The sequence below is a fragment of the Corynebacterium sp. ACRPO genome (assembly GCF_022347205.1).
Lineage (GTDB): Bacteria > Actinomycetota > Actinomycetes > Mycobacteriales > Mycobacteriaceae > Corynebacterium.
Map to the genome: position 1 here is coordinate 1 of NZ_JAKRNE010000022.1, position 12,070 is coordinate 12,070.

Annotated in this window: 8 protein-coding genes and 1 pseudogene; 1 reads left to right on the forward strand and 8 read right to left on the reverse strand. The window is 57.9% G+C overall.

Annotated elements, in window-relative coordinates; translation table 11 throughout:
* The 8 genes and pseudogenes from MHY22_RS10950 to MHY22_RS10985 form a co-directional block, all read right to left on the reverse strand.
* Positions 1 to 260: helix-turn-helix domain-containing protein (locus MHY22_RS10950; protein ID WP_370658853.1), on the reverse strand; the 260-nt coding region annotated here is incomplete at its 3' end.
* A 274-nt stretch (positions 261 to 534) separates the two neighbouring features.
* Positions 535 to 1,080 carry an NADPH-dependent FMN reductase gene (locus MHY22_RS10955; protein ID WP_239279321.1) on the reverse strand — a complete coding sequence of 182 codons (546 nt, stop codon included), beginning with the start codon at positions 1,078 to 1,080 and terminating at the stop codon, positions 535 to 537.
* Positions 1,081 to 1,118: 38 nt separating this feature from the next.
* A complete protein-coding gene (locus MHY22_RS10960; protein ID WP_239279322.1) occupies positions 1,119 to 1,808 on the reverse strand; it encodes an alpha-ketoglutarate-dependent dioxygenase AlkB in 690 nt (229 codons plus the stop codon).
* Between the two features lie 607 nt (positions 1,809 to 2,415).
* A pseudogene (locus tag MHY22_RS10965) lies at positions 2,416 to 3,589 on the reverse strand (IS3 family transposase).
* Between the two features lie 305 nt (positions 3,590 to 3,894).
* Entirely contained in the window at positions 3,895 to 7,026 is a 3,132-nt protein-coding gene (locus MHY22_RS10970; protein ID WP_239279323.1) for a SpaA isopeptide-forming pilin-related protein, read from the reverse strand.
* Positions 7,027 to 7,031: 5 nt separating this feature from the next.
* Complete coding sequence (locus MHY22_RS10975) at positions 7,032 to 7,907, reverse strand: adhesin (protein WP_239279324.1); 876 nt, start codon at positions 7,905 to 7,907, stop codon at positions 7,032 to 7,034.
* Positions 7,900 to 8,838 carry a class C sortase SrtC gene (gene srtC / locus MHY22_RS10980; protein ID WP_239279325.1) on the reverse strand — a complete coding sequence of 313 codons (939 nt, stop codon included), beginning with the start codon at positions 8,836 to 8,838 and terminating at the stop codon, positions 7,900 to 7,902. Before srtC ends, MHY22_RS10975 begins: the two co-directional genes overlap by 8 nt.
* 99 nt (positions 8,839 to 8,937) lie before the next feature.
* Positions 8,938 to 10,554, reverse strand: coding sequence for a SpaH/EbpB family LPXTG-anchored major pilin (locus tag MHY22_RS10985; RefSeq protein ID WP_239279326.1), 1,617 nt, complete (start codon positions 10,552 to 10,554; stop codon positions 8,938 to 8,940).
* Between the two features lie 521 nt (positions 10,555 to 11,075).
* On the opposite strand from MHY22_RS10985, the gene srtB reads away from it, so the two are divergent.
* Entirely contained in the window at positions 11,076 to 12,065 is a 990-nt protein-coding gene (gene srtB / locus MHY22_RS10990; protein ID WP_239279327.1) for a class B sortase SrtB, read from the forward strand.
* The last annotated feature ends 5 nt before the right edge of the window (positions 12,066 to 12,070 follow it).

Consider the following 12,070-nt stretch of genomic DNA (forward strand, 5'->3'; position numbering starts at 1 on the left):
AACCGCGCGATCTGGCGACGCAGCTTCGCTTCCTCCGAAAGCGGCTTCGGCGTGACCGAGCCTTTGGGCCTGCCCTTTGGCTTCGGTTTTAGTGCCTCATCGCCACCTTTACGCCATTTCCTCGACCATCCGCCGACCAAGTGCTCTGATGACAGGCCAAACTCGCGCGCAAGATCCATCGCTGTCTCACCAGAAAGGTGGCGTTGGACAACTTCCTTCTTGATTTCGAACGAATACTGCTGCTTAGTCGGTTTTTCCACAAGACATAGTCTGCCATGCAGTTTAAACCGACGACAGAGCATACGGGCGGCGTATGTGGAGACACCAAGAGCAGTAGCAGCGGCACGATAGCCCACGCCTTGCTCAAATAGTTTAACCAACTGCTCCCGCTGATGCTCACTCACCAAACTTCGAGCTCTCAATGAAAACTACTCCCCACTAATCGGAAACTGATTTCTCAGTCCAACTAATGGGGAGCAGTTCACTTTCCGAGCAGCGGGGGCTGGCTTTTTGTATGCGGCCAACGCGAACTGATTATGCAGTAACAGCATCTTCCAGCTCGGCCAGCAAGGAATTGGTGCGTTCTACCTTGGCATCTACAGGGCGGAATTCGCCGTCGGTCCAGTCGGTGAAGAAGCCAAAGTCCAGCTGATTGCGAAGCTGCGGCATGGAGAAGTTGACCACGATAGTGCGCCATGCTTCCACGCCGCGGATTGCGCCCGCTGGACCGTAACCGGCGAACGCAACCGGCTTACCGGTCCACTCCCCGGCCAAGCAGTCGAAGGCATTCTTGAATGGACCCGGCACGGAGCGGTTGTACTCCGGGGTAACAAATACGAAACCATCGCAGGCATCCACTGCATCAGACCAAGCTTGCACCTTTTCATCTGCATACTGCTTATTAGCGGTGGCAGGAATGACGTCAGTGGTCAGCAGCGGAACATCAAACTCCTTGAGATCCAGCAGGGTGTACTCCACCCCATCCTGGCGCCCCTGGGCAAGATCATAAAGCCACTCACCCACTACCTTGCCGGCCGAGCTATCACGGGTAGTGCCGATGATGATGCCGATACGAGACATAAGAGAACCTTCTTTCCTTCAAGCTTTATGTAACGTCCCTAGCTTACCGCCCGTGCCGAAACTTGTCTGATAGTGATGTTGATACGTCCTTCACTCAATCCGCACCCCTCCGGCAACGTGCCGTCATTAACGCGCACCACCCCGTGGTAGGCAAAGCGCTTTGACCCACCAAAGACCACCAAATCCCCAGAGCACAGCGTGATATCATCCCACGGCCGGGTGCGCGACTCGGTATGCCCCATACGGAAAAGTGCCTCATCCCCAATGGAAAGCGAAATCACCGGCGCAGGTGATTCCTCAAAGGCATCCACGTGCATACCCATGGCTGAGCCCGGCGGATAGTAATTAACTAGCGCCATCTCCGGTACAAAAGTCTCCACCCAGGACTCAAGTTCAGGAGCCACTTCGGCCGCGGCGCGCAGCGCTCCCGGAGCAATCCGCTGCAGGCTCTCCGGCACCGGCGGAACCCGCGTGCCGTCCATAATGTCTACATACCGATGGCTGGGATAATGCCAATACCTGCCCAAATGCAGCTGAAACACGCTCATTTGCCCGCCGGATTTCAGCCGAGGCCGCACCATCGCCATCGGCGTAGCCGCATACTCGCGCGCAATGCCGCGCATCTCTTCTACCAAGGCCTTCTGCTTATCGACGCCCGCCCATCCCGGCACATGCCCCACCCCCGGAGCTACACGCACGCTCGGCCGCGGCAGCGAATCAAAAAGCATGACCTCACCCTAACCCAACGCCCCGATAAATCGACCAAGACCTATTATCCTCGCCAAGGATCAGAATCTGTTCAAGACCAATAGGTCCAAGCCTAGGGCGCCTCACGCGGGTTTCACCGGCTGGTTTATCTGGTTCCAAATGGCCTATTGAAGTGCCCCAGACCACCACTGCACACGGCCCGTAGGAACACAACAACCTCGACTTTCTCACCAGCCTCGAACTAGGCGAGGAGGCTCCTACCGGCTACCAGACCGTGGATAACGCACACGACACCCAGAGTGAGAACAAGGCACCAGAGCTGGAAGCACAGCATGAAGACGATTAGGACGCCGAACTCTAATCACACCGGAGCCGGAACAGGATTAGTCCTTAGTCGGTGCTTTCCCAGAAATCATCCGGGATAGCCTCTTCCAACTCACGGTCTAAATACTCGATGGCTTCCTTCTCGCTCATGCCCTGGCTCATTAACTCATCAATCATGTAATCGGTCGCAGCGTTTAACTTCTGCTGGGAAATATCCCGCAGACTCGGCCCTCGCCGCTGACCATCGTCAGCGGTAGTGGGGTTACCCGCAAGTCGTGGACACGTTGTGAAGCTGCTTAGGGGTTAAGCAGCGGCCTTCTTATTACCGTTTTGATTAGCGAGCTGGGCTTCGAAATCAACGGGGCTTACCATCCCGATGGACGAGTGGCGACGGCGCCGGTTGTAGACGATCTCAATCCAGCGACCCACCGTCTTCCGGGCTTCGTTGCGGGTTTGTCATTTCTTCCGATCGTAAAATTCGGTCTTTACTATCGACCAGAACGACTCGGCCATCGCATTGTCAAAGCAGACACCAGTACGGCCGACCGATTGTGCAATCCCTAGTTCTTGTCAGACCTGCCACAGCTGTTCGCTGGTGAACTGGGTACCACGCGGGATGTAAGCCATGCGCAGTGCACGTTCGACCAGGTAAGAATCCTGCACACTATCCATGGACCAGCCTAGGACTCGGCGGGAGTGTCCATCGCGGATAACGCATAGGTACAGCTAGCCCTCATTCGTGCGCAGATGGGTAATATCCGACATCAACACTCGATTAAGCTGGCCTTGATCAAATAGGCGTTTTACCAGGTCTACAGGCGTGAACTTCTGCTTGGATTGAATTGTCGTTACGGGAACAAACGCCCTGGGTGAGATGCCCTCAATACTCATCATCCGCAGGCGTTTGGCCACGGTTTAGCGATTGACATAGACCCCATCCTCAGAGAGTTCTGCACTAATCCGTGGGGCACCGTAGACTTCGTCAGAATCTTCCCAGATGTCATGAATTTTCCTGTCTAACTTGTCGAGGAATCTCTGACGCTGATTTCACCACGAAGCCGTACTGCTTGAGCCTTTTGCCATTTATAGTAGCCAGAATGGGAAACCTCTAATAACCTGCTCATCCGTTTTATGCTGTAGTTCGCCTTCTCCTGGTGTAGTAGCTCAAATTTTTCCGATCGCGTTGCCTCAAAGCGACGAAGGCGGTGCCTTTTGACAAGAACTCACTATCCATCTTGGCCTCAGCTAACTCACGACGCAGGCGAGCGTTTTCGGCTCGTATATCGGCATCACTGCGGCCATCTACCGAGCCTTGGCGTTCCCGCTCGAGTGTGACCCACCTGCCTAAAATTGTGGCTGATACGCTAATTTCCTTAGCCACATGAGCGATTGGGTGCCCGGACTCAATGACCAGTCTGGCAGCCTCCTGCCGGTACTCCGGGGTGTACTTCTTCCCTGACGAACTCACAATGAACACCCACTCCTACAGACACAAGATCCGTACTAATAGGGTGTCCACTAAACGAGGGTAACCTCATTCTTTGCTTGCCCTCAACCGGTGTCCATCTCCTCTGAACGCTTGCCTCTGCTTCTGGCGTGACGCAGCGATTAGTGCCCACTGGGGGTAGCGGTTCTTGGCATCGAGATCATGCCCGTGGCACGCAGCCCAAGGAAAAAGGGGCGGGCTCAGCGTTGTGTGCTGAGCCCGCCCCTCCTTTATGTGCCTACTACCTAGGTCAGGTGGCGCGATGCACGCGCCACTCCCCTGCCTGGTTTTACCGCTTAGGTGGTCTTACGGCGGCCGAGCAGGAGGCCCGCGCCTGCGAGCACGGCACCAATGAGCCCCACGAGGGCCACGCCGTACCCGCCGGTCTTCGGGAGCTTACCGGCAGTGGTGTCCGCCACCTGCAGGATCATCTTATCGCCTTGGCCACTCACTTGGATTTGTCCGCTGCTAGTGCTGACCGCAGAAATCTTATATTGCTTAGTCTGCTCATCCACTGAAATCTGAAACTCGACCGGCTGGGCCAGCAGGTTGAGCCCCTTAGGAGCCTTCGTTTCAACGAGGAAGAACGTACCGGTCGTCTTCACTTCGATAGACTCCTGCCCGGGCTTGATGGTGTAGAGCTCTCCAGCGCTGTAGTCCGGCTGGCCTCCCTTGGACGGGTAGATCTTGAAGGTCGCGCCACCCAGCCCAGACATCTCCACGATCTTATCGCCGTCGTACTGAGCCTTCTTGAAGGTCAGCTTGCCCGGCGGAGTTTCCGGCTGCTTGTAGTTATCAACTACGCAGGAAACCGAAGACAGCTTCTTATCTTTCTCGCTCATCTTGACCTTGAAACCGAACTCACCGTCATTTGTGACCTCAACCGGTTTCGTTACCCCGTCACGGGTTTCGGTACACACGGCATTCTTGTCATTCCTCTTATAGAGGTTGAAACCCGGTTGCTGTGTCTCTACCAGAGTCAGTTGCTGCTCTTGTTCGCTCATGATGTTCCAGGAGGCAGTGCCAAGGTCCCTGTCGGCCGAGGACGTTGCCTTCAGCGACCTCCGAACGAGCTCGCCATTACCTGGGTCGATGATGTCCTGGCCACCGGTAGAGAGGGTGAACTCCCAACCTGGGGCACCGTCTTCAAGAACCTTGCCGTTTTCATCGACAATGCGCTTCTTGACGGTCACCACACCGTTGCATCGTGTGGTTACGTCTTGGGCGATTGTTTTCATCTGTTCCGCAAGATTGCTGTAGTTAGACACCCTCACCGTGTCACCAGTGCCCGAGATATCCTCGCCCATGGTCTTGACACCACGTGCACCGTAGGTCCACCTAGACATGTCCGAAGTAACTGTGTTTGACCTCCCATTAGGCATCCGTTCAAACACCTGCAGGGCCTGGCTGCCTGCCGCGTCGTACGCCATTTTCAGATTCGCCAAGGTGTCGGTGTTGATGTAATTGGCGTGCAAAGCCTTCGGGTGATCACTTCGAATTTTGTAGTAGAGGCCTGGGGCTTGTCCCGGATCTGCTGTCCAGTCAATCCGCTTGGCGTCTTTGAGCACCAGATCATTCTGCACAACAGGGCGTTGACCGCTTCGTCCGCCAAGTGTCAGATCAACCATGATCGGAACAACACGCGTACCGGCAGCTTTGAGTTCGTTGGCGGCCTTGATCGCGTCGTTGAGAGCACTAGCCTGAACGAACTCGCCACCGATGCCCTTATTCTTGATTGTCGAAGAGGTCGTGGGCATACCATCAGTGATGAAGTAGACCACGTCGTAGTCCTGTTCCTTGACCTGCTTCAGACCCGCTTCCCAGTTCGTAGCACTGTTATTTCCGTTATAGCTCCAGTTATTGACTGCGTCCTTTGCTCGCTGGACGCCCTGCTCCGACTGCATTGAAATATAGGGTGGGTTCTGACCGTGTGTCGTTCCCGCCTGGTTAGCCGGACCGCTACTTGCGAAGTTATAGATTCCGAGCTCAGCTGGGGTGCCCTGCAGGGAATCGATGAATGCATTCGCGGCCTTTTTGGATGCCTCGAAACCATCAGTATCTGCGTAGCGGAGCGATGTCGAAAGGTCTGCTACAACCGCAATTCGGAGCCCACAGCGCAGGGGAAGCTCCGGGTTAGGGACACGTCCGTTAACCCACTGAGCTCCATCCGGCGGAGAGATAATCTCTGGTGGTTTTGGTGTGCTCTCATTCGCGCCATACACATCAAGAACGACCTTCAAATTCTTGTTCTCCGAGAGATTATTAGTGAAGGTGAATACCGCATCCTTCGGTACAACGGCAGAGTCAACCGGTTTACCATCCTTTACCGGAACAACGTCCATGGTGATGAAGCCGTTGCCAATATTGACGTTGCGTTTCTGCAAGGTCACACCTGGCTCAATCTGATCCAGGGTGAGGTTGTACTTCTGCGGATCCAAGAAAGTCGCGTCAGTCTCGATACGCACGGTTGCGTACTTCATGTGAGATTCCGCAGTCACCTTAGCCGTAAAGGCATTGGGCTTGGTCGGATCTACTGGGTCAGCTTTAACTGCAAACTCGTGGCCGATGGCATCAAAGTGACGCCCTTCGACCGCCGGTGGCTTGGGGTCTTCAGAAGAATCTGAACAGTCTTTCACCTCGCCGCTGAAGTCGAAGGACCACTCGGTCTTTGCACCGGCAGCGAACTGGTATCCGTTCTGCGGCTTCGCCGTGACCTTAACGGTGGCCTTTTTGCCCTCGTAGAAATGCTGACCGGCTTGCTTGCGCTCGCCACCAATGAAGTAGTCGACACCCTTCGTGTCTGGAATGTTGATGTAGCCCTTCTCAACACACGATGGCGCGGTGGCTGGATCAACTGCGGTTGGCGCCGCAGGAGTCACGGACGCCCCCGGGTTCGGTTCCGGAGTTGGCTCTGGGTCAGGCTGCGGCTCCGGGTTCGGCTCGGTTGGCGGAGGGGTACTGCCGCTCAAAGTCCCCTTCGGGCTAACGGACACCGTTCCCGATACTTTAGGCGCAGTAAAGTACGGCGAAATTCTAATGATTTCGCCCTTTTTCACTGCAATATTCAGACCATCATGGGTAACCGTCAACGGAGCTTGCTGTGCACTGCCCGATTGTGAAATTTTCGGGGAAAGTGTAGTGTTCCCGACTTTCAGCTCGTATGCCTTCAGCCAGCCAGAACCACCAATTTGAAAATCAAGGCTCGTGATCGTGGCGTCTTCCTCAACCGTGAACTCGAACGGCGGGTTGTACTTTCTGGTATCCAGGTCTTTGAAGTCTCGCTTCTGCGGGCTCACCGGGATCGCCGTGGTCTGCGCCTGCGCAACAGGGGCCGGCAGGCTCGGTAGCGCGCCCGGGATAGCGACGCCGAAAACCAGCGCAAGCGCTGCGGTTAGCGCGGCCGCTACACCCATGAACTTTGTTTTCATTGTCGCTACCCTTCTTGCTTTCGCTTCTTCGTGATCAACAGCATCAACAACCCAGCGCCCATCAGCGCCACCGCGGCGAGGACGAGCCCGATGATCTGCACACCAGTCATCGCCAGGTCGCCCTGTTCGCGTTCTTTCTCTTCACCCGGCCCGGGGGTTTCCCCTGGTGGCGGTGTCTCGCCCGGCGGGGTTTCCCCTGGTGGCGGTGTCTCGCCCGGCGGGGTTTCCCCTGGTGGCGGTGTCTCGCCCGGCGGGGTGTCCCCTGGGGGCGGGGTGGTGGGCGGCGTCGTCGGAGGTTCGGTCGGCGGAGTGGTCGGCGGAACCGTCGTATTCGTCTTCGCCACGATCACGCCCTCCACCGGGCGAGGGTTATCAGCGACGGTGTGGAACGGCACCGCCACGAGGAAGGGCTCGATTTCCCGGTACTCCCCCGCCGCGGCACCAGCCGGCGCCTGGGAGGTGACCAGGTATATGCCCTTCTCGAGCCCCTGGAATCGGACCTGGCCGGCCTCGTTGGTCACGGCTGTGATCGTGCGGTCGGTCGGCCAGTCAGCGATCTTGTCTGCGCTGGTGTTGCGGACTTTCGCCTTATCGGCGGCGTTCTCCGGGTCGATGCCCTGCAGCCGCTCCAGTTTGATGGTCACGCCCGCGACCTTGCCCGTGGCAGGATTGACTGGGTCCCCATTGCCCGGGGAAAGCGTGATACTCAGCGTGTCGGTTCCGTAGTCGCGGGATACCCCGGGCTGATCACTCAGCCCGGCTACCTTGGCTGCGTCGGCAACCCCGACGCCACCATATGCGCCGCCGAGCAGGCCAGCGCTGAGGGCGATGGCCACCACAAGGCTGCGGCTGATCCGCACCGCGCGTGCGTGGCTAGTCATCTGATCCAGCCCCTTCGTTATTCATCGTCTCTGTCGTTTCTTGGGATTCGCCATCCCGCTTGTTCTTCAGCAGCCACCGCAGCAGCAGGAGCAACACGACGACCGCTGCCGCGAGGAGCGCGTACATCCACCACTGCCACCCGGGGCCGTGGTTCTTGTCGAAAACCTCGTGATCCTCTGGGTCCAGCGGGACCTGGTGGCCGCGCACCAGCAGGCGGTGCGTGTTGATCCCGTAGGGGGTGCAGGTAATCAGGGTGATGTAGTCCTTGTCCTGCTCCGGGCGGAGGTCCTCGGTTTCGGTGGGGAGCACAACCTTGATCTGGTCGACCACGTACTTCAGCTTCTCGCCGGAGACCTGGACGTAGAAGGTGTCACCCTTCTCCGCCTTATTGAGGTGGTCGAACATGGTGGAGTTCGCCAGGCCCGTGTGGCCGGTGATCACCGAGTGCGTGCCCTTGCCGCCGACTGGCAGGTCGGAGCCGAAGAGGTGCCCCAAGCCTTTTTGCAAAGTGTCGTTGTCTGTCCCGTGGGAGATCGGCAGGTCTGCCTTGATCTTGGGGAAGATGAGGCGCGCCATCGCGTCGTTCGCGTCGAGTTGGTCCAGGTATTCCTGGTAGTCCGGGTTGTTCTCGTCGAAGCGGGCGAGCCAGGGGTCGAGGATGGGGCCGGTTGTTCGGTTCTCGTTGTACTCGTGGGCACGCTCCCACTGGGTGTTCTTCACCTCTTGTGGGGTGCTCTTTTCGAGTTTCGCGTATTCCTGCGCGGCCTTCGTGGCGAGGTGGTTATTCCACAGGGTGGACGTCACCGGGTACAGCATCACGAGCACCCCGAGGATCACGAGCACCGCGGCCAGCACGGGACTGGTCTTGGTGCTGTTGGCACGGCGGGGTTCCTTCTTCGGTTCCACGTCTGTGCTGAGGGTGTGATCCACGGGGCACTCCTGGGTTGGTTCTGCTTGGCTGTGCTTTGGGTGAAACCTCCGCCCGCGGGGTTGTCCGCTGGGCGAAGGTTTTACCGATTCAGCGGGCTATTAGTTCTTAGCGCCGCGGCGTGCGAACCATGCACCGGCTGCCACGATGGCGGCACCGATTGCGGCCAGGATGCCAACACCCATGCCACCGGTCATCGGCAGGTTCGGGGTGGTGTCGTCAGAGTTAACGACCTCACCCTCGTTAGCACCAACCTGGACAGAAGCCAGCTCGTAGACACGCTCCGGGGTGGTCTCCGAAGCAACCAGCTTGAACTCGAGAGCCTCCGGGAGCAGCTCCTTGCCCTTCGGCGCCTTGACCTCGATCAGGCAGTAGTGAGACTGCTCGCCAGCGGCGACCTCAGCATTGTCTTCGAAGTCATTGACGTGGAGACCAGTGATCTTGACAGTACCGTCCTGGCCAGAGACGAAGGTGGTCTTAACCTGGCCATCCTGCTCACCGTTGACCGGAGCCCAGGAATCCTTCTTGGTGGTGTCGATGTCGGAGCACTGCTGGCCAGCAGCCTGGCGAGCAATCTGGAACTCGGCGCCTTCCAGACCGTTGCGGTCGCCATCGACCTTCTTGAACTGAAGGCCGCCCCAGTAGGTCTTGACCTCCGGGGTCTCCTTCGGGGTCTGGCTCTCGGAACCATCCGGGTTGTTCTGGAAGACCAGGGCCTTATTCGGCGCGATATCGGTAGCGTTCTTGAACTCAGGCTTGAGCGTAGTCGTGATGATTACCTCAACCTTGTCGCCGGCCTTAAGGGACTTAGCAGTTTCCTCATTCAGGGAGACGTCGACGTTGTTGCCCTCGTAGAACTTCCCATCAACGTCCTGCGTCGGCTGAATCTCCTGTCCAGCGACCTTCACCGTCACATCGGTGATCTCGAGCTTCGGATCAATCTGGTCCGTGATCTGGAACTGGGTGCGCTCAGTGTTCGGCTTCAGCTGACGAGCGGTACCAGTGACGGTGTAGACCAGATTTTCGTCGCCAGCATTCTGGTCCTTGTCCTTGACGGTCTTGGTCGGTTCTTCGTCCTTGTAGTTCTTCGGGAAGGCGTGGACATCGTAGTTCCAGCTAGTGCCCTGGTTATCCCCACCGTTATCCGCGGTCATTGGGACGAATGCGATGAACGGAACAGCCGGGTCGTAGCCCTCCTTCGGGGTGGTCTCCACGACGAGGTAGGCACCGAGCTCCAGATTCTTACTTACCTCCCAGGTGCCGTTTGGACCGGTCGTACCGGAAGCGACCTCGGTGAGGACTCCAGCCGGCAGACCACCCTTGAGCTGCGCTCCCTGGGAGAAGTCTGCAGCCTTGAGCTTGGAGGCAGCGACGAGCCCCTTATTCGTGGTGACATCGATGTCGGTAGCGCCATCCGCAGTCTTGTTGATCTTGTACACGGTGAAACCGACCCCTTCCAGAGCCTTGCCACCGTTGCGCTCGACGTCCTTCGCATCTTCAAGAGTGCCCGACGGGGTGCCTTCATTGATCGGGTTACCGAACTTGTGGATGGTCAGCGCACCCCTGGCGTCCTTATTCACCAGCGGGGAGTCGCCTGCGGTCTGGTTGACGGTCGACTCCTGAGCGCCAGCGATCGCGCCCGGGGCAGCGATACCCAAGGAGAGGCCAGCGACGGCGGCGAAAGTGACCGAACGAATGGTCAGAGTGTTCTTCTTCACTGGAGTGAATTCCTTTACATCAGTAGTGACTGGAGCGCGTAGCACCCCTCGACGTTCAGCGACCCACTCCGGTTAGCTACTTTTAAGCTTGCCGCCTTTTCAACCACGACACCTTAAAATTCGCTGGTGGTCACACGCGCCCCAAACCCTATTGTTGACAGATCACTTTTGTTGTGATGTCACCAATTCTCGGGTTTCAGACCCGCAATTCCCACCTAGTGAATCGCACATCATTAACTTATCACTTCGACGCCCCTCAACAGCTAAAATGATTAAGGCATACCTTATTGATCCTCCCAACACAAATCTGGCCGGCGCGACTCAAAATCGCTCCTGACCTAGACTGTTGAACAGTTCTTCGCTCTAAGCGCACCAGTAATATGCTCCCCCACATTAGGGTAAAAAGTGATAAGCATCTCACAGCAAAAATTACGCCTTTTGTACCCTCGCAGCGAAGAATAGACTCCAACTCTCCACGTTCCACCGGAGCGAGCCCCAACCCCTCGTAGAAGTTAAGGCCTATGTCAAACCAACCCCCAACGCCAAACACGACGGACGCGACCCCGCCCCGCCAAGACAAGAAACTGAACACCAACGCGATCATTGCCGTCGTCCTCATCCTCGCCGGCCTGGGCGTACTGCTATACCCGGTGCTTGCCACCCAGTGGAATAACTACCAGCAGTCCCACGCCGCCGAGACCTACTCGCAGCTGGAAAAGGGCGTGCCCCCAGAGGTCCTCAATAAGGCCTGGGAGGAGGCGCAGCAATACAACGCCAACCTCGGGGATATCGATCCCAGCGATGCGTGGACCAGCTCCGACGACGAGAGCTCCCCGGCGTATCAGCGCTACCTGAATTACCTCTCCGTCCTGAATGAGACCGAGGCCATGGGCCGCATTGTGCTGCCCTCCATCAATTCCGATCTGCCAATCTTCCACGGCACCTCCGACCGCGTGCTGGCCCGCGGGGTCGGCCACCTTTACGGCACGGACTTGCCTGTTGGCGCACCCGGCGAGCTCGGCGAGGATGGCGCTATCCCGCCCGCCCCACCAGAGGGCCGACTCTCCGCGCTTTCTGCCCATACCGGACTGCAGAACGCCACCCTGTGGGACAACCTCGACCAGATCGAGAAGGGCGACCCGGTCTACGTCGCCACGGCGGGCGAGAAGCTGAAGTATGAGGTCCGGGATATCGAGGTCGTCACCCCGGATAAGACCAGTCTGCTGCGCCGCACGCCGAATAAGGACTTGGTCACGCTCATCACCTGCACCCCCTATGGCATCAACACCCACCGGCTGATCATCACCGCCGAGCGCGTGCCGATGGACCCGCAGGAAGAGTCCGTCTTCGACGGGCAGGGCACAACCTGGCAGTGGTGGATGTGGACCATCCTCGCTGCCGCGGCGATCATCGTGCTGCTGCTGATCCGCTGGTGGTGGAAGAACTTCCGCAAGCAGGAAGGTGAGGAGGGTCCCGCAACCTCCGGCGCTGGGGACACCACGGAGAGTTAACGGGC